At 64.0% G+C, this 22,826-nt stretch carries 14 protein-coding genes; 4 read left to right on the top strand and 10 right to left on the bottom strand.

What is annotated here, in order from left to right:
• Positions 1-103: 103 nt before the first annotated feature.
• From HMPREF2698_RS12810 to HMPREF2698_RS01110, 5 genes are all read right to left on the bottom strand, one after another.
• Positions 104-205 (bottom strand): 30S ribosomal protein bS22, encoded by a 102-nt coding sequence (locus HMPREF2698_RS12810; protein WP_003855542.1) that lies wholly within the window; start codon positions 203-205, stop codon positions 104-106.
• Positions 206-449: 244 nt separating this feature from the next.
• Positions 450-638, bottom strand: a complete 189-nt coding sequence (locus HMPREF2698_RS01125) for a helix-turn-helix domain-containing protein (RefSeq protein WP_010189818.1) — start codon at positions 636-638, stop codon at positions 450-452.
• Positions 639-838: 200 nt separating this feature from the next.
• Positions 839-1,630 carry a pyrroline-5-carboxylate reductase gene (gene proC, locus HMPREF2698_RS01120; RefSeq protein ID WP_070561575.1) on the bottom strand — a complete coding sequence of 264 codons (792 nt, stop codon included), beginning with the start codon at positions 1,628-1,630 and terminating at the stop codon, positions 839-841.
• Positions 1,631-1,832: 202 nt separating this feature from the next.
• Positions 1,833-2,690 (bottom strand): hypothetical protein, encoded by an 858-nt coding sequence (locus tag HMPREF2698_RS01115; RefSeq protein ID WP_070561574.1) that lies wholly within the window; start codon positions 2,688-2,690, stop codon positions 1,833-1,835.
• 9 nt (positions 2,691-2,699) lie between these two features.
• Positions 2,700-3,629: a Ppx/GppA family phosphatase gene (locus tag HMPREF2698_RS01110; RefSeq protein WP_083303757.1), complete on the bottom strand. Its 930-nt coding sequence runs from the start codon at positions 3,627-3,629 to the stop codon at positions 2,700-2,702.
• Positions 3,630-3,662: 33 nt separating this feature from the next.
• On the opposite strand from HMPREF2698_RS01110, the gene HMPREF2698_RS01105 reads away from it, so the two are divergent.
• Positions 3,663-4,544, top strand: a complete 882-nt coding sequence (locus tag HMPREF2698_RS01105; protein WP_070561570.1) for a DUF3109 family protein — start codon at positions 3,663-3,665, stop codon at positions 4,542-4,544.
• Here HMPREF2698_RS01105 and HMPREF2698_RS01100 read toward each other — a convergent pair.
• From HMPREF2698_RS01100 to mshA, 4 genes are all read right to left on the bottom strand, one after another.
• Positions 4,541-5,239 carry a response regulator transcription factor gene (locus HMPREF2698_RS01100; protein ID WP_070521121.1) on the bottom strand — a complete coding sequence of 233 codons (699 nt, stop codon included), beginning with the start codon at positions 5,237-5,239 and terminating at the stop codon, positions 4,541-4,543. The two genes, HMPREF2698_RS01105 and HMPREF2698_RS01100, sit on opposite strands and share 4 nt — an antisense overlap.
• On the bottom strand, positions 5,236-6,501 hold the full coding sequence (locus HMPREF2698_RS01095) for a sensor histidine kinase (RefSeq protein ID WP_070561568.1): 1,266 nt from the start codon (positions 6,499-6,501) through the stop codon (positions 5,236-5,238). Before HMPREF2698_RS01095 ends, HMPREF2698_RS01100 begins: the two co-directional genes overlap by 4 nt.
• Positions 6,502-6,574: 73 nt before the next feature.
• On the bottom strand, positions 6,575-7,324 hold the full coding sequence (locus HMPREF2698_RS01090) for a phosphoglyceromutase (protein ID WP_070521289.1): 750 nt from the start codon (positions 7,322-7,324) through the stop codon (positions 6,575-6,577).
• A gap of 89 nt (positions 7,325-7,413) precedes the next feature.
• Complete coding sequence (gene mshA / locus HMPREF2698_RS01085) at positions 7,414-8,679, bottom strand: D-inositol-3-phosphate glycosyltransferase (RefSeq protein ID WP_070533967.1); 1,266 nt, start codon at positions 8,677-8,679, stop codon at positions 7,414-7,416.
• Positions 8,680-8,755: 76 nt separating this feature from the next.
• Between mshA and HMPREF2698_RS01080 the strand changes: the two genes are divergently transcribed.
• On the top strand, positions 8,756-10,468 hold the full coding sequence (locus HMPREF2698_RS01080) for a long-chain-fatty-acid--CoA ligase (protein WP_070521131.1): 1,713 nt from the start codon (positions 8,756-8,758) through the stop codon (positions 10,466-10,468).
• A gap of 179 nt (positions 10,469-10,647) precedes the next feature.
• Positions 10,648-12,387, top strand: coding sequence for a long-chain-fatty-acid--CoA ligase (locus tag HMPREF2698_RS01075; protein WP_070561566.1), 1,740 nt, complete (start codon positions 10,648-10,650; stop codon positions 12,385-12,387).
• Here HMPREF2698_RS01075 and HMPREF2698_RS01070 read toward each other — a convergent pair.
• The gene (locus tag HMPREF2698_RS01070) at positions 12,384-13,310 is read right to left on the bottom strand and encodes a hypothetical protein (protein WP_070561564.1); all 927 of its coding nucleotides are present in this window, start codon (positions 13,308-13,310) and stop codon (positions 12,384-12,386) included. The two genes, HMPREF2698_RS01075 and HMPREF2698_RS01070, sit on opposite strands and share 4 nt — an antisense overlap.
• A gap of 372 nt (positions 13,311-13,682) precedes the next feature.
• On the opposite strand from HMPREF2698_RS01070, the gene HMPREF2698_RS01065 reads away from it, so the two are divergent.
• Positions 13,683-22,634 (top strand): type I polyketide synthase, encoded by an 8,952-nt coding sequence (locus HMPREF2698_RS01065; RefSeq protein ID WP_070561554.1) that lies wholly within the window; start codon positions 13,683-13,685, stop codon positions 22,632-22,634.
• Positions 22,635-22,826 lie beyond the last annotated feature (192 nt).

Genomic DNA, 22,826 nt, shown 5'->3' with positions numbered 1-22,826 from the left:
GACGGAGAGGTCGTCTGAAATGACGGATAGAAAGGAGAATAGATAGCAGAAACTCCCCGCCACGATCCTAAAAAGGACCATGCGGGGAGTTGCAGGCGAAGCTTTACTTGCCCAGCTTACGACGCTGAACGCGGGTGCGGCGCAGCATCTTGCGGTGCTTCTTCTTGGACATGCGCTTGCGGCGCTTCTTGATGACAGAACCCATAGCAGGTTTCCTCACTTTCGGTATCAGTACGTACGTAACCCGGCCGGCAACGCCTGGAACAAAACCACCCACGGTGCACTCGAGGCGGTCCCCGCAAAACAGGGAGACGCAGGCATGCCAGTGCCGAAACGAATGCTCACTATCTTACCTAGCGGCCTGCCCAGCACCAAAACTAAGGGCAGCGCCCACCGCCGTGGACCGCGAGGGGTCCGCAGTGGTGGGCGCTGCCAGAAAGAAGTGAACGCTAGGCTCCGTATACGGAAGCCTCAAGGTATTCCTTGACGGCGGATTCGTGAACGCGGAACGAGCGTCCCACGCGCACGGCCGGCATGTCACCTGCATGAACCAACCTGTAGACCGTCATCTTGGAGACGCGCATGATCTCCGCAACTTCGGCGATGGTCAGGAAAGTTCCCTTATCTTCATTCGTCATAGTTTATTTAACCCTTCAGCACGTGACGCGCTGTAGGCTTCCCCTCCCACAGGACTATCACGCACGCGCTCCTGCCAGCTTAGCGTGAAACCTGTGACTAATGCGACCCAAGAGCTAATTTTTTCCTCTTTCGCACCGCTGCTGCCCTTCAAGCCCGTGTGGCAACACGTGTCACAGGGCTCCCAGGGCGACGGGACGTTTTAGGCAAGTTCCTGCGCACGCTGGGTGCAGGCTTCAGCGGCTCGGAAGAACGCACCCCGCAGGCCAGACTCCTCGAGCTCGCGAAGAGCGGCGGCAGTGGTTCCCCCCGGGGAGGTCACCCCTGCGCGCAAAGCAACCGGATCCTTGCCGGATTCAGCCAGCATCGTTCCGGCGCCTTGGGCGGTACGGGTAGCTAGCTTCTCAGCAACATCGCGGGTGAGGCCGAGCTGGACACCGGCGTCGATCAGCGCCTCCGTGACTAGGAAGTAGTAGGCGGGTGCGGAGCCGGCCAGAGCGGTAGCAGCATCAATGTGTTTTTCCTCAATGACGGCAACCTCGCCGACAGCCTCCAGGAGCTTGACCACGCCTTCGAGCTGCTCCTCCGCCACGTGGGTGCCGCCCGCGCAGGTGCACATGCCCTTGCCCACCAACATGGGGGTGTTCGGCATGACGCGGACGACCGGCACACCCTCCCCAGCGGCCTTCTCCAGGGTCTCGAGAGTTAGGCCGGCTGCCATGGACACGACCACGGCCGTCTGTGGGATGTCGAGGCCCTCAAGAAGCTCCACGATGGCATAAGGCTTCACGCAGGCGAAGATGTAGTCGGCGCCGTCGATAGCCGCGGCGTTATCGCTCGTGACACTGACGCCGTAGGCGCTCTTCAGCTCCTCACCGCGCTCAGTGCGGCGGTTGGTCACCACGATGTCCGCGGCATCATAGCCCGCATGCACCAGCCCAGAAACGAGGGCTTCGCCGATTTGTCCTCCACCAAGTACTGCAATTTTTGTCATGCTTTCCAGGGTGCCAGAAAGGCTAAGACGCGGCCACCAATCAACAGGGCTGCTCGCACGCTACCCTCACACATGCAAAAGACATCTGACAGAAGGCGTTTTCTGCCCTGAATATGCCATTTACAGCAGGATAGATGGCGTTTTCAGGGGCAAAGATACCTTCTGGCAGATGCCTTTGAGAAGATGCCCTTTGGGCCGGTGCCTACATCACCACGAGCAGCGGGCCAAAGGTCAGCACGAGACCAGCCACGGCTGCGAGGAACATGGACAAACCGTCGCGGCTCGTACGGAGTGCGTGGACGATTCCGACGATGACGCCGGTGACAACAACGCCGAGTACCACGACGACCAAGCGGTCAAAGCGGTCCCAGAGAATCTCAAAGCCCTTGAACACGATGGCGCCGAGCACGATGCCCACGAGGGCGAGCAGGACGACGGCGAAGGGGTTGAGCTTGCCCTCGTCCTCCTCGTCATAGTCCTCGTCGTACTCTTCAACATCATGGTCGACTGCCTCGAGTTCACCCGTGGTAAAGGTGTCATCCTCGGCCTTGTCATCGACTTTGTCGTTGGCCTTTGGCTCAACCTTTTCCTCGGTCTTCAGCTCAGCCTTTGACTCGACCTTTGACTGGGCCTTGTCTTCAGCCTTCTTGGGCTCGTCCTTGACCTTCTGGATTACGCGCGTGTCCTCGTCAGAGGGCTGGGAAGGCTTGGACTCAGATTCGGTTGGCTTCTCCTCAGGGGCGGCGGAGTGAGACTTATCAGCGCCCTTCTGCGGGGCCTCCTGCTGAGGTGCCTCTTGCTGAGGCTTCTCCTTCTTCTCCTTCTTCTCCTTCTTCGGCGCAGGAATAACCGGGGCCGGCTCATCGATGGAGACACTCGAGTGCTTAGCCTCCGCCGGAGTTGCCTTGACCTTTTCGAGATTGCCGGTCAGCTCCGCAACCGAGATGCCGCCTTCGTCAAGGCTCCGGCGATGGCGGCGCGAGCTCTTCTCCTCGCCGGATCGGTCCTTCGCGTTACGGGCCAGCAGCTCCGCAACTGTCAACTGTTTCTTGTCAGCCACGTTTCTTTCCTATTCCAGTCCCTTATCGGTACGGCGCAAAATGACACCTTCTCGGAGAGCCCAGGGGCAGATCTCCAACTTTTCGATTCCCAGGGCACGCATGCTCGCCTCCGCCACTAAAGCGCCGGCGACGATCTGATGCGATCGGGTAGAACTTACACCCTCAAGGTCCGCCCTGTCAGCTGCAGTCATGCGGGAGATAAAGGAAATCAGCTGACGCAGGCCCGGAGCTGTGAGCGTGCGCTTCACATAAGGGCCCGCCGAGGACGGCGCAGCACCGGTCAATCGGGCCAGCGTGCGGAAGGTTTTGGAGGTACCCACGGCCAACCCCGCAGGGCCCAGCGCGCGCATCTTATCGGCGACGCCGGCCAGCTCCGCATCGATGTAATCCCGCAGCAGGTTCACCTTGGATTTCTGCGGAGGATCGGTATCGAACCAGTTGTGAGTCAGACGGCCCGCTCCCAAATCGAGGGAGAAAGCCATTTCCGGATGCTCGTCGGTACCGGTGGACAGCTCCAGCGAGCCACCACCGATGTCGAGGTTGGTAATGCGGCCAGCGGACCATCCATACCAACGGCGGGCAGCCAGGAAGGTCAACCGAGCTTCCTCCTCGCCCGACAAGATCTCTAGGCGGACGCCGGTTTGTTTCTCAACTTCGTCGAGAACCTTGGCCGAGTTGGTGGCCGAGCGCACGGCAGAAGTAGCAAAGGCAATGAACTCGTCACAGCCCAGCTTGTTGCCCAACTCAGCGGCTTCACCCACGGCGGAGATGAGCTTCTTCATGCCCTTCTCATGGATGTTGCCGTCTTTGTCTAGCTGTTCCACCAGACGCAGCGGGGTTTTCCAATCGCTCATCGGCGAAGGCCGCCCACCGGTTGCGGCATCGACCGCAACGAGGTGGACGGTATTACTTCCGACGTCTAATACACCTAATCGCACGCCTCTACAGTAGTAGGTCTACCGTGGGTAGGTGTGAATCGCCCGAAATCAAAAGAAGTTTACCTGGGTTTTCCGGCCTCCTCCCCCGCGGCGGCTTCCATTATCGCCGGCCGCGAAAAGGCCCCCGACTTCCCCAGAGAGTGGTTCGAATTTACGGATCCGCACGATCCACTCCACGTCTTTTCCATCGACCTGACCTGGCTCGAATCGCACTATGCCTGCCAGTTTGGGACGGAGAAGTGCCACGGCATCGATAAGCAACAGCCCGACGTCGGCTGCTGCGTGCACGGCGCCTACATGGCCGATGAAACGGATCGGGAGCAGCTTCGCGACGCCGTCGCCCGCATGCCCGCACGTTTCTGGCAGCACCGCCCAGAGGGGGTAGATGGGTTCCTGAAGCACGGTGAACCCGAGGAACTGGAACCGTGGCTGGAGTGGGATGAGCTCGACGGCGATGATGGCGAGCCGGAACCGGCGCTGAAAACGCCGCTTGTCGACGGCGCCTGTATCTTCGCCAACCGTGCCGGCTGGCCCACGGGCGCGGGCTGCGCTATCCATCAGTGGGCGCTCGAGGCGGGGGAAGAGCTCACCGTGGTCAAGCCCGAAGTGTGCTGGCAGCTGCCAATTCGCAGGCACGAAGACTATGAGGAGCGCCCCGACGGTGAAGAAATCCTGCGCACCACCATCGGTGAGTACGACCGCCGTGGATGGGGCAACGGCGGCGAGGACTTCGATTGGTATTGCTCGGCCGATCCCTCCTGCCACACCGCGGAAGAACCGCTGTGGAAGTCGCAGAAGACCGAGCTGATCGCGCTACTCGGCGAGGAATGCTACGAAATCCTGGCCAAGCACTGCGAGGCCCGGGCGCGCTCCGGAGTCGAGTTCCCGCGGCACCCAGCGGACTCTAGCGCTTAAGCCTCGAACTTGTATCCCAGGCCGCGCACCGTCACGAGCTGCTGCGGGTGGGAAGGCTCGGCCTCGATCTTGGAGCGGAGGCGCTTGACGTGGACGTCAAGAGTCTTTGTGTCACCCACGTAGTCCGCGCCCCAAATACGGTCGATGAGCTGACCGCGGGTCAGCACGCGCCCAGAATTGCGCAGCAGGTACTCAAGGAGATCAAACTCCTTGAGCGGCATGGAAACCGGCTCACCGGCGACAAGCACGGTGTGGCGCTCCACGTCCATGCGCACGCGGCCGCCTTCCAGAATCTGCTCGTCGGGCTCCTCCTCACCGTGATCGGAAGAGGCATCGTTACCGCGGCGCAGCACCGCGCGGATGCGGGCGATGAGTTCGCGAGAGGAATAGGGCTTGGTCACGTAATCATCTGCGCCCAGCTCTAGCCCCACGACCTTGTCAATTTCAGAGTCGCGCGCGGTCACCATGATCACCGGCACAGAGGATGTCGCGCGCAGTTGCTTGCACACGTCCGTTCCGGACATGCCTGGCAGCATGAGGTCCAGCAAGACGATGTCCACGTGGTTCGCTGCGAACTGTTCTAGCGCGCTGGGCCCGTCCGGGGCGAGGAGAACGTCGAATCCCTCCTTTCGGAGGAGGAAGGCGAGGGGATCGGCCAGCGACTCTTCATCTTCAACGATGAGGATGGTGGTCATTGCGCTTTATCCTTTCGACGAGCGGCTACGCGCGCCACGGCGCGCTGTAAACCAGGGGCGGCGGAGCTGACGGCCCCGTCTTCTATATTATCCCGATGAATAAGATTATCTGCTGGCTTTTCTTCCGCGTAGATAGGGAGCTCGATTGTGAACGTCGAGCCAGTTCCGGGGCGTGACCACAATTTGATATTGCCGCCGTGATTAGCCACGACATGCTTCACAATGGCCAGACCAAGGCCGGTTCCACCGGTCTGCCGGGACCGCGCCTTATCCACGCGGAAGAAGCGCTCAAAGACCCGCTTCTGGTCTTCCGGGGCAATGCCGATGCCACGGTCGGTGACGCGGATGTGGACGACCTTTCCTCCCACGACCTTCTGCGTGACCGACACCGGCATCTCATCCGGCGAATAGTGGATGGCATTTGAGATGAGGTTGGAGATCGCCGTGGCCAAGAGGGACTTGTCCCCCATGACCTGGACCCCCTCGGAATCACCGCGGGTGAGCTGATTGTGGTGGGAATCGGCGGCAAGCTGGTTGCGGGTAATGGCCTCATCGATGATCTCATCGAGATCGAGCGGCTCCATTTCCGGGAGCGCCTCCGCGCCCTGCAGTTTAGACAAGGAGATGAGCTCGCTGACCATGTCGGCCATGCGCGCCGCTTCCTTCTGCACCTTGCTGCCGAAATACTCGACGTGCTCGGGATTCCCGGTGTCCTCAAGGAGGGCCTCAGCCAGCAGCGCGATGCCACCCACCGGGGTTTTCAGCTCGTGGGACACGTTGGCCACGAAGTCACGGCGAGCGGATTCCATGCGCACCGACTCGGACTCGTCGGTGCCGTAGACGATGACGAAGCGATCGTCGTTCAGCGTCAGCGGCTGGACCACCGCACGCACCTGAATCACGCGATTTCCGGTGCGCCGCTTCGGGATAGAAAGGTCCAGCGTTCGGGTCTCTTTATCCTCGAAAACCTCTTGCGCAACCTTCCACAGATCGGGGTTCACCGCCCGGTCGTGCACCATCGACATCTCATGGGAGGCAGGGTTAGAAAAAATGATCTCTTTGGAGCGCGAGAGCACGGCCATCCCGGCTGGAGAGCCGGACACGGCGAGGTGCAAGACCTGGCTAACGCTGGTGACCTGGTTCGCATCCGCATCACGGACGCGGCGGCGCACCAGGCGCTCGCGGACCCGGGTGATCACCGGTATGGCCAGGCCGCAGGCCACCACGCCGGCCAGGAAAGCTAGTACCAGTTCCACAATCATTCACGCCCCTACAAAGAATCCCCAAGGAGTATAGGCTCCTTGGGGATCGTGCGCAGCACGTAGCGGTTTTCGGCTACTTCTTGCCACCCTGCGCGGCCACGGCGGCGGCACCGGCAGCGGCAGCCTCCGGATCCAGGTAGGTGCCACCCGGGTTCACCACGGAACCGTCTTCAGCGATCTCGTAGACCAGCGGGATGCCCGTCGGGATATTGAGGCCGGCGATCTCCTCATCGGAGATCTGATCCAGGTGCTTGACCAGCGCGCGCAGGGAGTTACCGTGTGCGGCGATGAGAACGGTCTCACCCTTCTTGGCGCGCGGGAGGATCTCCTCCTCGAAGTAAGGAACGAAGCGCTCGACGACATCCTTCAGGCACTCCGTACGCGGAACCTGATCCAGGTTGGCGTAGCGCGGGTCACCGGCCTGGGAGTACTCGGCGCCGTCCTCCAGCTCCGGCGGCGGGGTGCCGTAGGAGCGGCGCCATGCCATGAACTGTTCCTCGCCGTACTTGTCCTTGGTCTCGGCCTTGTTGAGGCCCTGCAGTGCGCCGTAGTGGCGCTCGTTCAGGCGCCAATCGCGCACGACCGGAATCCAGTGGCGGTCTGCGGCATTAAGCGCAATGTTGGCCGTGCGGATGGCGCGGCGCAGGAGGGAGGTGTACACGACGGTCGGCAGAATGCCCTGTTCCTTGAGCAGCTCGCCGCCACGCTTGGCCTCACCCTCACCCTTGGCGGTGAGGTTGACATCAACCCAACCGGTGAACTGGTTGGACTCGTTCCATTCGGACTGTCCGTGTCGAAGTAGAATCAGCTTTCCGTTACTCATAAACACCAGCATGCCACGTTTTTCGGCGGCCCGCCTGTGAACCCGAGCACATCACCCCTAACTGTGGGTTTATGCCCGCTTATGTGGGATTAGTATCCGATTGCCCGGCGCGCGTGGCAGTCCGGAATCTCAATACTCATCGCGTCGGCGTAGATGTTCTCCAACTGGGCGGCGGCCGCCGCCCAACTGAACTGCTGGGCGTGATCGACGGCGGCTTCGCCCATGGCGATGCGGCGGGGGTCGTCGTCAAGCAACTGCTCCAGCGCATCCGCCCAGTCTTGCGCCGAATGGGAGTGGACGAGCAAGCCCGTGTCACCATCCGCGACGGCGATGGGCAAGCCACCGACGGCCGCCGCCACCACGGGCGTTCCGGAGGCCTGCGCTTCCATGGCCACCAGCCCGAAGGACTCGTTATAGCTGGGCACCGCAACAATATCCGCGGCCTGATAGATGGCTACGAGTTCCTGCGGCGGGCGCGGGCTCAGGAAGCGCACGACGCGCTCCACCCCCAGCTCGCGAGCCAGATTGTGGTAAGTATCCGGCGAGGAATTCGCCCCCGAGGCGCCACCACAGACGACCACACGCAGGCGGCGATCCGGATCGCGCTCCATCAGCTCCGCCGTTGCGCGAATAAGCACATCAGGGCCCTTGAACTTTTGCAGGCGGCCCACAAACGCCACCACCTTGGTGTGCAGCGGGATACCCAGCTGGCGGCGCGCACGCTCCGTCATGCGGTCGGTGCCCGGGGTGTAGAGATCCGTGTCCGCACCCGGGGAGACCACAACGATATTGTCTGGCGATGCATCGTAGTGCTCGATCAGATCGCGGGTCTCCTGGGCTGTATTAACCACCAGGATGTCAGCGTTATCCACCAGCTGCTGTTCGCAAATGCGGCGCGCCTCAGTCTCTGGGGTGTCATCGAGCGTGCGGTGCACGTTCTTCACCGCGGCCAGCGTGTGCGCGGTGTGGACGAGGGGGATGTCCCACAGATCGCGCAATAACCAGCCCACCTGACCGGAGAGCCAATAGTGAGAGTGGATGACGTCATAGTCCACCTCAAAACAGCGCGCGAAGTTATAGATCCCGCCCGTAAACGCAGCCAACTGGGTGGGCAGCTCTTCCTTGCTCAAGCCCTCATAGGGCCCCGCCACAATGTTGATGACGCGCAGGCGCTCCTCGACGCCCACCACCTCACCCTGGCTGGGGCGCGTGGCGCGGGTAAAAATATCGACCTCCACGCCGCGGCGTGCGAGCTGGCGAGCAGTATTGAGAACGTAGACGTTCATGCCGCCCGCATCCCCGGAACCGGGCTGCTCAAGGGGCGAGGTATGCATGGAAATCATCGCGATGCGCATAATTTCCCAGTGTATCCCGAAACGACCCGCGTTATACTGGCCCGTACCTTAACCTACGCGACCGAAAGGTGAATCGATGTCGGCATACGAGTCCAAGGCGTGGCTCCAGTACTACCCAGAGTGGACACCACACAGCCTGGAATACGGGGACACCACGCTTCTCGACGTTTACGACAACAACCTCGCGCTCCACCCCGACAAGCCGGCAACCTACTTCTTCGGCCGCACACAAACCTACGCCGAGCTGGACAAGCAGGTCCGCCGCGCCGCCGCCGGCCTGCGCGCCTTCGGAGTGCGCCCGGGGGACCGCGTAGCCATCGTCGCCCCCAACTGCCCGCAGTTCATCGCCTCCTTCTGGGCCGTGCTCAAGCTGGGCGCCATCGCGGTTTTACACAACCCTCTCTACACTGCCCACGAGCTGGAGGGCCTGTTTCAGAACCACGGCGCGCGCATCGCCATTTCCTGGGATAAGACGGCCTCCACCCTGGAGAAGCTGCGCCCAACGACCTCCCTGGAGACCGTCGTCTCCATCAACATGATCAACGCGATGCCGACTCCGCAGCGCTTGGCCCTGCGCCTGCCTATCCCGCCACTGAAGTCCAAGCGCGATCAGCTCACCGCCCCGGCACCGAACACGGTGCCGTGGGAGTCCCTCGTTGGCAACGCCATTGGCGGCGATGGTTCTGACGTCCTCACCCCGGAGGACGTCACCAAGGACACCACCGCGCTCATCCTGTACACCTCCGGCACCACCGGCAGCCCCAAGGGCGCGGAGCTGACCCACGGCAACCTTTTCTCCAACCTGCTCATGGGCAAGCACTGGGTCCCAGGCCTGGGCGATTCCCCGGAGCGCATGCTCGCTGCGCTCCCTTTCTTCCACGCCTACGGCCTGACCATGAACGCCACCTTGGCGCCGCTCATCGCCAGCGAATTGGTTCTGCTGCCGAGCCCGCAGATGCCGCTCATCATGGATCTCATGAAGAAGCACACCCCGACCTGGGTGCCGGGCGTGCCAACCCTGTACGAGCGCATCGTGGCGAAGGCGGAAGAAGATGACGTCTCCCTGGACGGCGTGCGCGCGGCCTTCTCCGGAGCGTCGACCCTGCCGGTCAATACCGTGGAGAAGTGGGAGAAGTACACCGGCGGCATGCTCGTGGAGGGCTATGGCCTGACGGAGTGTTCGCCCATCATCGTGGGTAACCCGATGAGTGACGCCCGCCGCCCCGGCTACGTGGGCATCCCCTTCCCGGATACCGAGATTCGCATTGCCAACCCGGACAACCTTGATGAGACCATGCCGGATGGCGAAGAAGGTGAGGTGCTGGCCCGTGGCCCGCAGATCTTTAAGGGCTACTTCGGCGATGAGGAAGCCACAGAGAATGCCTTCCACAATGGCTGGTTCCGTACGGGTGATATGGGCGTGATGGAGGAAGATGGATTCATCCGCTTGGTCAGCCGCATCAAGGAAATCATCATCACCGGCGGATTCAACGTCTACCCCGGTGAGGTTGAGGAAACACTGCTGGATCACCCAGACGTGGCGGAGGCAGCCGTGGTGGGCCGCCCGCGTTCGGACGGTTCGGAAGACGTCGTGGCCTGCATCGTGCTTAACGACGGCGCCGCGCTCGACCCCGAAGGCCTCAAGGACTACTGCCGTGAGCGCCTGACCCGCTACAAGGTTCCGCGCACCTTCTACCACTTCGAAAAGCTGGCCACCGACCAGCTGGGCAAGATTCGCCGCCGCGAGGTTCAGGCAGATCTGCTCGAGCGCCTCAAAGCGGAGAAGTAACACGCCATAGCCCCGGAACCGATCCCTGCGTGATAAACGCACATCACCGGGGCTATTAATTTATCCCGAAAAGATTTCGTTACTGCAAGCAACTTTGCAAAGATTTGCGAGACTTCTGTCACAAATTAGTTATACTGTTTCACACATAACAAGTTTGACCACCTAAGGAGTTCGCGAACATGACCGAAGCCCCTGCTCAGGCCTCTTCCGCCTTTGAGACGAAAGCCTGGCTCCAGTACTACCCTGAGTGGACTAAACCTAATCTGGACTACGGCACCGAAACGCTTTTGGACTCCTACCGAGAGACCGTGGAGGAATTCGGCGACAGGCCGGCGACGTGGTTCTTCGGTCACCAGATGACCTACCGCGAACTCGATACCCACGTGCGCGCCGCCGCGGCGGGCCTCAAGGCCTTTGGCATCCGTCCTGGTGATCGCGTCGCCGTAGCACTGCCCAACTGCCCCCAACACGTGGCGGTGTTCTACGCCATCCTGAAACTGGGGGCGACCGTCGTGGAGCACAACCCGCTCTACACCGCGGCTGAGCTCGAGCCCCTCTTCCAGGATCACGCCGCCCGCGTGGCCGTGGTCTGGGATAAGGCGAGCCCCACCTTTGAGAAGCTTCGCGATTCTACGCCACTCGAAACGATTGTTACGGTCAACATGATCGAGGCCATGCCGCGCCGCAAGCAGCTGCTGTTACGCTTGCCGCTTCCCTTCATCAAGGACAAGCGCGCGGAGCTCTCAGTTGCCGCTCCCAATACCGTGCCGTGGAACGTGCTCACGGGGCGCGCCATCGGCGGGCAGGGCTACAAGCTGGAGGATGCGAAGGTCGATCTCAATGACACCGCACTCATTCTCTACACATCCGGAACCACCGGCAGGCCCAAAGGCGCGGAGCTGACCCACTCCAACCTGTATTGCAACATGAAGATGGCGGAAGCATGGGTGCCCGAATTGGGCAAGAAGCCCGAGCGCATGCTCGCCGCCCTCCCCCTCTTCCACGTCTATGGACTCACCCTCATCGCCGCCCTCGGCGTGCACATCGGCGGCGAGCTCGTCCTCACCCCAGCTCCCAAGGTGCCGCTTCTCCTCGAGATCATGAAGAAGCGCCTCCCCACCTGGATGCCGGGCGTGCCCACGATCTACGCCAAGGTCATGGAGGCGGCTCAGGAACAGGGCATCGATCTGCACGGTATCGAGCACAGCCTGTCGGGCGCAGCAGCGCTACCGGCGGAGATCGTTGAGGAATGGGAAACGGTCACCGGCGGCCTGCTCGTAGAAGGCTACGGGCTCACGGAAACCTCGCCGATCGTGGCCGCGAACCCACTCAACAAGAATCGCCGCCCCGGCTATATCGGCATCCCCTTCCCGGATACTGAGGTGCGCATCGGCAACCCGGACAACCTCGATGAAACCCAGCCGGATGGCACCGCGGGCGAGCTCCTCGTGCGCGGACCGCAGGTATTCAAGGGCTACTTCAACATGCCGGAAGCCACCGAGCAGGCTTTCCACGACGGCTGGTACCGCACGGGTGACATGGCAGTTATGGAGTCCGATGGCTTCATCAAGATCGTCTCCCGCATCAAGGAAATGATCATTACCGGCGGCTTCAACATTTACCCGGCCGAGGTGGAAGACGTGATCCGCCAGCACCCAGACGTCACCAACGTGGCCGTCGTCGGCCGTCCGCGCGCGGATGGATCCGAGGACGTCGTAGCCTGCATCATCCTGGAGGACGGCGCGGTGCTCGACCCGGAGGGACTCAAGGACTACTGCCGCGAGCGCCTGACCCGCTACAAGGTGCCGCGCACCTTCTACCACTTCGAGCACCTGGCCTCCGACCAGCTGGGGAAGGTCCGCCGCCGCGAAGTACAGAAGGACCTTTTGAAGCTGCTCGGAGAACAAGCACCGGCCTAGGCAGCCCGGTCGATATAGCGCATCACGCGCGTGGGATTGAAGGTTCGGTAGAACGCTTCACCCACCCGGACAAGCTGGCTCACCAACGCACTGAGCTGCCAGTCCAGCTGCTCATCGGTATAGCCCCACTTCGTGGGAATACGGGCCGTGGTCACCAGCACGAGGTCCTGCTCATCGCCGCCATCGAGGTTTACCACCTCGATGCGCGCGGAGTAGACATATTGATCATCATTCATGAACTCGGCCCAGCGCACGAGCGCATCAAGGTCGCACGCACAGCGGCCGGAGGGCGTGACGAGGCGGAGTTCAATATCCCCGGAGCCATCACGAGCGGATTCAATAGTGATCGCGTGTTCATTGATAAGGATGCTCACGACCCCATTCCGGTGGTCCACCACGTGAACGGGCGTGCCGATCATTGCCAGGCGCGTGGCGCGCTCGTACACTCGCCACATCCCCACCGCTGAAACCCCATAGGCCTCGCTGAAATAGTGGGGCGATACCGGCTTAAGCCCAGACCCCTTCCGTGGCTTGGAGGGCTCTTCCGGAAACTGCTCATCCAGGCGCGCGAAGACCGCCGACATTTCGGCCGCATAGCCCGCGATAATGCTCTTGAGCTGGGCATTCGTGGCCGTCGACGGCAGATAAGGCGGCGCGAGGACCAGCAGGTGGGTATGCATAGTGGAGCTTCCGCAGGGCTCGGCAACGAGGTTGCCAGAGAGTCCACCGCCGTTGAGATCATTGACCTCCATGCGCAAAGGCTGCCGGTCCGGGTTGAACCGCACTGCACCGCCCCAATACCCGAAGACACAGAGGCCGCCCTTGTCCTCGTTGACGTCGATGCTTAAGAGCCCGCCGGCAATTCTGATGGTGGGCAAGCCGGTGGAGGAATCTTCCTCCAGCTTTCCGGCCAGCTTGGTCATAGTTTTGATTACTCGGCTTTTGCTGAGCCGAGCTGGTGTCTTGTTTGTTTTCTCGGTTGCTGATTGAGACATAGTCCCCCCTTGTTTTTCTTTTCTTTCATGCTGCGCGAACCGATGCTGAGCCACCCCTGCTCCTCCCCGAGCCGCTGCAGTGAGGCCAAGAATACAAAAGGTTGCGCAACTTCGCGCGGCGGAGACGCGGCGAGTACCCCCACAACCCAAACGTGAGAAAAACCTCACATTTTCCGCGCGGGAGACACCTATGCGCAAGGGCTTCGACTACGGTGGCTCATCATGATTGTTCTGTAGGGCTAACTAAGTCTGCCCGCAGCTCTTCATCACACCGTTCCCCATCAGCTCAAAAGAGGAAAGATGCCTGTAACTATGCTGCATTCCATGCCCCGCCCGGCCGTGCTTTTCGCCGGACAAGGCTCCGATTGGCAAGGTTTCATCGCCACCGCCGCGCAGACTGCCGCCACTGCCGAATCCCTACGTGAGGCCCTCGCCCAAGCCCGCAGCCTCACCGGCCCCGCCGCACGCACCATCGCCTCCACCTGCCCCGGCGCGCTGGAGCGCCTCGAGCAGCTCATCGCTGGTTCCACCGAGTCCACTACCCTCGACTCGCTGCCTGCGGTATCCATCCCGGGCATCGTCCTGGGCCAGATTGCCGCCATCGAGCAGCTGCGTGACCTAGGCGTCGACATCGATGAGCGCGCTGGGCATTCGCAGGGAAGCTTGGGCGCGTTGGCCGTCGACAAGCCGGCGCACGCCCTCGCCCTGGCCATCCTGATGGGGACCGCTGCCAGTGCGGTCAATGGCTCCGATCCGCGCTCCCAGATGCTGTCTGTCCGTGGCCTGGAGCGCGGCTTCGTCACTGAGCATCTGCACGGCACCGCCGCCATCGCCGTGGTCAACGGCCGCCGCCACTTCGCACTTTCCGGCAGCCCGGAGGACCTGGCCGCCACCCGCACCGCCATCGAGGAGGCCGTCAAGGGCTTCAACGCCGAGCTGGAGAAGCGCACCATCGGCGGCGATGAGCTCAGCCCTCGTTTCGATGAGCTGCCCGTGGCCCTTCCCTTCCACAACCCGGTGCTGGCCATGGCGGCCGAGCGCACCGTGGCGCTGGCTCAGAAGTGCGGCCTCGACGTGGATGAGGCCCGCGCGCAGGCCGAGGCCATCCTGGTCAACGAACATGATTGGCCGGCCACGCTGGCCGCACTCAACTCCGAGCACCTCATTGTCCTGGACCGCGCGCTGACCACCCTCACCCGCCGCGTCGTGGAGGGAACGGGGGTCACGGTGATCTCGGCCGCCACCCCGCAGGAGGTCAATGCGCTGGCCACACCAGGCACTGAACTGCCCAAGGCTCTGAACTACGCCGACTTCGCCCCGCGCACCATCGAGCTCCCGAACGGGCGCACCTATACCCAGACCCGCTTCTCCGACCTCACGGGCCTCTCCCCCATCATGCTGGGCGGCATGACGCCGACGTCTGCTGATGGAGAGATCGTGGCCGCGGCGGCCAACGCCGGACACTGGACGGAGATGGCCGGCGGCGGCATGTACTCCGATGAGGTCTTCCGCTCGCACCTGGCCACCATGGAAAAGCACCTGCGCCCCGGACGCACGGCACAGTTCAACACCATGTTCTTCGACCGCTTCCTGTGGAACCTGCACTTCGGCCAGGCGCGCATCGTGCCCAAGGCCCGCGCGGCCGGTGCGGCTTTCAACGGCGTGTGCATCTCCGCCGGTATTCCGGAGGTAGAGGAAGCCGGCGAGCTGCTGGACCGCCTCCACGCCGACGGTTTCCCTTTCATCTCCTTCAAGCCCGGTACCGCAAAGCAGATCCGGGATGTGCTGGCCATCGCCACGGCCTACCCGGAGGACCGCATCATCATGCAGGTCGAGGACGGCCACGCCGGCGGCCACCACTCCTGGGTCAACCTGGATGACATGCTGCTGGATACCTACGCCGAAATCCGCCAGCACCCCAACGTCTACCTGGCAGTCGGCGGCGGCATCGCCTCTCCGGACCGCGCCACCTCCTACCTCACCGGCGAGTGGGCGATAAAGCACGGCCTGCCCGCTATGCCTGTCGACGCCGTCTTCATCGGCACCGTCGCCATGGCCACCAAGGAAGCTAAGGCCACCGATTCGGTGAAGGACCTGCTGGTCAATACCACCGGCATTTCCCCAGAGGACAATGATGGCTGGGTCGGCCGCGGAACCGGAGCGCATGGCGTGGCGTCCTCCCAGTCCCACCTGCTGGCGGACATCCACGACCTGGATAATTCCTTCGCAGCGGCCTCGCGCCTGATTACTTCCCTGAGCATCGAGGACTACCCGGCGCACCGCCAGGAGATCATCGATGCCCTGGCCAAGACCTGCAAACCCTACTTCGGCGATGTGGAATCCATGACCTACGCCGAGTGGCTGGAGCGTTTCGTGGAGCTGGCCCACCCGTTCGTGGATCCCAGTTGGGATGACCGCTTCCTCGATCTCCTCCACCGCGTCGAAGCCCGCCTCAACCCGGCGGACCACGGCCAGATTGAAACCCTCTTCACCAGCGTTGAGGACGTCCACGATGCCCCGCGGGCCGTCGCCAAGCTGCTGGCCGAATACCCCGCCGCGCGCAGCACCGAGGTCTCCGCGCGCGATGCCGCCTGGTGGATTTCGCTGCACTATAAGCACGTCAAGCCCATGCCGTGGGTACCGGCCCTGGACGGTGACCTGAAGTCCTGGTTCGGCAAGGACACCCTCTGGCAGGCCCAGGATGAGCGCTATTCCGCCGACCAGGTGCGCATCATCCCGGGCCCCGTAGCCGTGGCCGGCATTACCAAGAAGAACGAGCCGGTGGCAGAGTTGCTCGCCCGCTTCGAGCAGGCCACCACGGATGCGCTGCTGGAGCAGGGCTCGACCCCGCAGAAGGCCTTCTCCCGCCTGAATTCCGCCGCCGATGAGGCCGAGTTCCTGCGTACTTCTCCTACCCTGCTGTGGCACGGCCACCTCATGGCCAACCCGGCTTATGAGATGGATGAGAACGCCTTCGACCTGCGTCAGGATGCCGAGGGCAACTGGGAGATCGTCATCACCGCGGACTCCTACTGGGATGACCTGCCGGAGGAGCAGCGCCCCTTCTACGTTCGCGAGGTCACCGTCCCAGTGGACTTGCCGGAGGATGTAGCCACGGGTGGCTCCCCGGTGGTCTCCGAGGAGCGCCTACCCAACTCCGTCTTCACCCTCTTGGAGGGGCTGGCCGGTGTCGGCTCCACCGCGGAGCAGGGCGATGAGATTACGGAGATGCCCACCGTCGAGTCCGGCTACTCCTTCCACTTCCCTGCTTCGCTGCTCTCCGCACACAGCGCGGTGACCTGCGGCGATGCCGCAGCCGAGAAGGCCGGCACCCCGGATGTTCTGGTCGGCCCCTGCTGGCCGGCCATCTATGCCGCACTCGGCTCCGGCCGCCTGAAGGACGGCTACCCGGTCATCGAGGGCCTTCTCAACGCGGTGCACCTGGACCACGTCATCGACGTGCGCGTGCCGCTGGAGCAGCTTGCCGACGGCCGCCAGCTCGACGTCACCTCCTCCTACACCGCCATCGAGGAATCCGTCTCCGGACGCATCGTCACGGTCGAGCTCGAGCTCAAGGACCACGCTTCCGGTGGCATCGTGGCCACGCAGATGCACCGCTTTGCCATCCGCGGCCGCGCCAGCGGCACCGCCGCACCGAGCCAGGCACCGGAGTGGGGCGGCGGTAAGTCCGCCACCAAGGTGGTGCCGACCCCGCGCTCCTTCGTCGACCGCGCCACCGTCACCGCCCCGCAGGACATGACTCCCTTCGCGCTGGTCTCCGGTGACTATAACCCGATTCACACCTCCTATAACGCAGCTCAGCTGGTCAACCTGCAGGCACCGCTGGTGCACGGCATGTGGCTCTCGGCCGCCGCACAGCAGGTGGCCGGACGCCACGGCCGCGTGGTGGGCTGGACCTACTCCATGTACGGCATGGTGCAGTTGGGTGATGACATCGAGGTCACCGTCGAATGCGTCGGCCGCAAGGGCATCCACCAGGCCCTCGAGGTCACCTGCCGCATCGAGGGCGAGGTGGTCTCCCGCGGACAGGCCCTGCTTGCCGCACCGACCACGGCGTATGTCTACCCCGGCCAGGGCATCCAGGCCGAAGGCATGGGCAAGGGCGACCGCCAGGCCTCCCCGGCCGCGCGCGAAGCCTGGCGCCGCGCGGATGCGCATACCCGCGAGAACCTGGGCTTTAGCATCCAGAAGGTCATCGATGAGAACCCGACGCAGCTTTCCGTTCGCGGCACCACCTTCCGCCACCCGCAGGGCGTGCTGCACCTGACCCAGTTCACGCAGGTGGCCCTGGCCGTGGTGGCCTATGCCCAGACCGAGCGCCTGCGCGCCGAGGATGCCCTGGCCCCGACCTCCTACTTCGCCGGCCACTCCTTGGGCGAGTACACAGCGCTGGCCTCGCTGGCGAATATCTTCGACCTCGAGGGTGTCATCGACATCGTCTACTCCCGCGGCTCCGCCATGGGCAACCTGGTCCCGCGCGATGCGGAGGGCAACTCCGAGTACGCCATGGCGGCACTGCGCCCGAACATGGCCGGCATTGATGCCGACAACGTCGACGCCTGGGTGGCTGAGGTCGCCGCAGCCACCGGCGAGTTCCTGGAGATTGTTAACTACAACATCCGCGGCCAGCAGTACTCCGTCGCCGGCACCAAGAAGGGGCTCAAGGCCCTGGTGGACAAGGCCAATGCCATCGCCCCGCGCGCAGCCGTCATGGTCCCGGGCATCGACGTTCCTTTCCACTCCCGCGTGCTGCGCGAGGGTGTTCCGGCCTTCGCCGAAAAACTCGACGAGCTCCTGCCGCAGGAGCTGGACCTCGATGCCCTGGTGGGACGCTATATCCCGAACCTGGTGGCCCGCCCCTTCGAGCTCACCCAGGACTTCGTCGACGCCGTGGCCCCGCTGGCACCCTCCGGCAAGCTGGATGGGCTGGAGGTGGAGGACCTCTCCGAGCACGAGCTCGCCCGCCTGCTGCTCATTGAGCTGCTGTCCTGGCAGTTCGCCTCACCTGTGCGCTGGATTGAGACCCAGGAGCTCCTCTTTGGCAAGGTCGATCAGATCATCGAGGTCGGCCTGGCTTCTTCCCCGACGCTGACCAACCTGGCCACCCGCTCGCTAGCCGTCGCCGGAATCCCGGAAGGCACCATCCGCGTGCTCAACGTGGAGCGCGACCAAGAGCAGGTCATGCTTGCCGACGTCTCCGAAGCCCCCGCCGCCGCACCGGCTGCGGAATCCGACGCCGAAGAGGCACCGCAGGCGAGCGAAGCACCAACCGAGACTCCGGCTGAGGCAGCGCCGACTGCACCGACTCCTGCACCTACCGCCGCAACTGCGAGCGACGCCCCCGAGCTGCGCTTTGGCGCGGCTGAGGCAATCATGGTGCTCTTCGCCTTCCAGAACAAGATTCGCGTGGACCAGATCGCGGACTCCGACACCGTGGAGGAGCTGACCAACGGCGTATCCTCGCGCCGCAACCAGCTGCTCATGGACATGTCCGCGGAAATCGGCGTGCCGGCCATCGATGGCGCCGCCGATGCCGACGTGGCTACGCTGCGCGAGAAGGTCGCCACCGCCGCCCCGGGCTACTCCGCGTTCGGCCCGGTGCTGGGTGAGGCCGTCGGCGCGCGCCTGCGCCAGCTCTTCGGAGCTGCGGGCCTCAAGCCCACCGCCGTGGCGGACTACGTCACCGGCACCTGGGGACTGCCCGAATCCTGGGTTTCCCACGTCGAGGCGGAGATCCTGCTCGGCTCCCGCGAGGAGGACTCGGTGCGCGGCGGCTCGCTGAGCACCGTGCCGGCGAGTGCCACCTCGAAGTCCGCGGCGCATGAGCTTATCGACGCCGCCGTCCAGGCCGTCGCCGCTACCCACGGCGCGTCCGTCTCCAAGGGCGCAGCCGCCGGTGGCGCCGGTGGCGGTGCCGTGGTTGACTCTGCTGTTTTGGATGCCTTCGCCGAGACCGTCACCGGTGAGAACGGCGTGCTGGCGACTGTCGCCCGCCAGGTTCTTTCCCAGCTGGGCTTGGGCCCCGAGCCGGAGCTCATCGAGGCACCTGATACGACCGTCATCGATGCCGTTGAGGCAGAGCTCGGCTCCGGCTGGCTCAAGTCCGTCACGCCGTCCTTCGACGCCAACAAGGCCGTGCTTTTCGACGACTCCTGGGCCATCGCCCGCGAGCGCCTCGCCCGCGTGGCGCTGGGTCAGGCCGAGTACCCGGTGGACAGCTTCCGCGGTGCCGGCGAGGATCTAGCTCGCCAGGCCCACTGGTGGAAGCGCGAAGACATCGCGCAGGCCGCCGTGGACACCACCCCCGGCGCGTTCGCCGGTGAGGTTGCCCTGGTCACGGGCGCTGCGCCGGGTTCGATCGCCACCGCGCTGGTGGAGCGCCTGCTGGAGGGCGGCGCGACGGTCATCATGACCGCATCCCGCGTGAGCCAGGCCCGCAAGGAATTCGCGCGCACGCTCTACGCTGAGCACGGCGCTGCCGGTTCCGCCCTGTGGCTGGTCCCGGCGAACCTGTCGAGCTTCCGCGATATTGACGCGCTCATCGACTGGATCGGCACCGAACAGCGCGAGTCCGTGGGCAACGAGGTCAAGATTCTCAAGCCTGCGCTGACCCCGACGCTGGCCTTCCCCTTCGCCGCGCCGAGTGTCTCCGGCTCGCTGGCGGATGCCTCCGGAACGACCGAGACGCAGGCCCGCCTGCTGCTCTGGTCCGTCGAGCGCACCATCGCGGGGCTGGCAAGGTTGAGCCAGGGGGACGTCGACAAGCGCTGCCATGTCGTCCTGCCGGGCTCGCCCAACCGCGGCACCTTCGGTGGCGACGGCGCCTACGGCGAGGTCAAGGCAGCACTCGATGCCATCCTCAACAAGTGGAAGGTCGAAGCCGGCTGGCCGCAGGGTGTCACTCTGGCACAGGCCAAGATCGGCTGGGTGGCTGGCACGCACCTCATGGGCGGCAACGATGGGCTGGTGCCCGCCGCCGAGAAGGCCGGCATCAAGGTGTGGAGCCCGGAGGAGATTTCCGCCGAACTCATGGACCTAGCCAGCGCCGACTCGCGCGAACAGGCAGCGCATGCCCCGGTGGAGAAGGACCTCACCGGCGGCTTAGAGGGCTTCTCCCTCACCGAGCTTGCTGCCGGTGCGGAAACCGCTAACGCAGTTCCGCACGAAGATATGGAAGCCCCCGCGACCATCACCGCGCTGCCCAACCAGGTGCAGGCGGTTCAGCCTGGCTTGGAGGAAGAAGTTGGCCAGGTCACCACGGACCTGGAGGATATGGTGGTCATCGCTGGTATCGGCGAGGTCTCCTCATGGGGTTCCGGCCGCACGCGCTTCGAGGCCGAGTTTGGTCTGCAGCGTGATGGTTCCGCGGAGCTGACCGCCGCCGGTGTGCTGGAGCTGGCGTGGATGACCGGGCTGGTGGAATGGCGCGAGGATCCACACCCGGGCTGGTTCGTGGTGGAGAGCGATGAAGAGATCGCCGAGGAGGACATCTTCGAGCGCTTCCGCGATGAGGTCGTCGCACGCTCCGGCGTGCGCACGCTGACCGATAAGTACCACCTCACCGACCGCGGTTCCATCGACCTGACCACCGTCTTCCTGGACCGCGACGTCACCTTCACCGTGGATTCGGAGGCCACCGCCCGCGATATCCAGGCGGCGGACCCGGAGTTCGTCAGCATCGCCGAAGTGGACGGCGAATGGCAGGTCACCCGCTGCCAAGGCGCGACCGTCAAGGTGCCGCGCAAGGCCACGCTGACCCGCACCGTCGCCGCGCAGATGCCGGATGACTTCGACGCCGCCAAGTGGGGAATCCCGGAGCACATGCTGGATTCCTTGGACCGCATGGCGGTGTGGAACCTGGTCAGCGCGGTGGATGCCTTCACCCAGGCCGGCTTCTCCCCGGCGGAGCTGCTGCGCTCCATTCACCCGGGTCAGGTGGCCACTACGCAGGGCACCGGTATCGGCGGCATGGAGTCCCTGCACAAGGTCTTCGTCACCCGCTTCCTCGGCGAGGAGCGCCCGTCCGACATCCTGCAGGAAGCCCTGCCGAACGTCATCGCGGCGCACACCATGCAGTCCCTGGTGGGCGGCTACGGTTCCATGATTCACCCCATCGGCGCCTGCGCTACCGCGGCGGTGTCGATTGAGGAGGCCGTGGACAAGATTGCCCTGGGCAAGGCCGACGTGGTCGTGGCCGGTGGCATCGACGATGTCCAGGTGGAATCCCTCCAGGGCTTCGGTGACATGAACGCCACCGCGGAGACCGCGAAGATGACAGCCAAGGGAATCGATGATCGCTTCATCTCCCGCGCCAACGACCGCCGCCGCGGCGGCTTCCTCGAAGGCGAGGGCGGCGGCACGGTCCTGCTAGTTCGCGCCTCACTAGCAGCCGACTTAGGACTGCCGGTGCTCGCGGTGGTCGCGCACGCTGCCTCCTATGGCGACGGCGCCCACACCTCCATCCCGGCCCCGGGCCTGGGTGCGCTGGGCGCTGGCCGCGGCCGGGAGAACTCCCGCCTGGCGCGCTCGCTGCGCGGTCTGGGCCTGACGCCAAACGACGTCAGCGTCCTGTCCAAGCACGACACCTCCACCAACGCCAACGACCCCAACGAGTCGGAGCTGCACTCCCTGCTGTGGCCAGCGATTGGCCGCGATGAGGACCAGCCGATGTTCGTCATCTCCCAGAAGACGCTCACCGGCCACTCCAAGGCGGGTGCCGCGCTCTTCCAGACCGGCGGCATCATCGACGTCTTCCGCACGCACCGCATCCCGGCGAACGTGTCCCTGGACTGCGTCGATCCGCTCATCGCCCCGAAGGCGCCGAACCTGGTGTGGCTGCGCTCCCCGCTGGACCTCGCCGCGGCGGGCCACAGCGTGAAGGCCGCGGCACTGACCTCGCTTGGCTTCGGCCATGTCAGCGCGCTCATCGTCTACGCCCACCCAGGCGTGTTCGAGCAGGCCGTGTCTCAACAGCGCGGGGCGGATGCCGCCGCCTCGTGGCGTGAGCGCGCCGAGCAGCGCCTGCGCGCCGGCCGCGCACACTTCGAGGCCGGAATGCTGGGCCGCGCCCCGCTCTTCGAGGTCATCGAGGGCCGCCGCCTACCGCACGCCGACGCCAAGGTGATGATTGACGGCTACGGTCTCGTCGACGCCGACAAGGCCGCGGAAATCTCCATGCTCCTCGACGCCGATGCGCGCCTAGGCAGCAACGGTGAATTCTCGAGTGTGTAGCCGTTAGCTAACTGGCTGGCCAGACCAGCCAGTAGTAGATAGAGCTCAGGCCCGCTTCTTGAAAAGGGGAAGCGGGCCTGAGCTTTTTGTAGCCGCCATCGAATCGGCCACTACGTTTCAGCTAACGCTCGACCAACTTTTGCTTCTCAACTCCGTTAATCTTTTCCACGCATCCACTGGCATACGAAGCAT

Source organism: Corynebacterium sp. HMSC072A02 (assembly GCF_001810085.1).
Taxonomy (GTDB): domain Bacteria; phylum Actinomycetota; class Actinomycetes; order Mycobacteriales; family Mycobacteriaceae; genus Corynebacterium; species Corynebacterium hesseae.
Note: the sequence above shows the minus strand (reverse complement) of the source record. Positions and strands in the feature narration are given on the sequence as shown.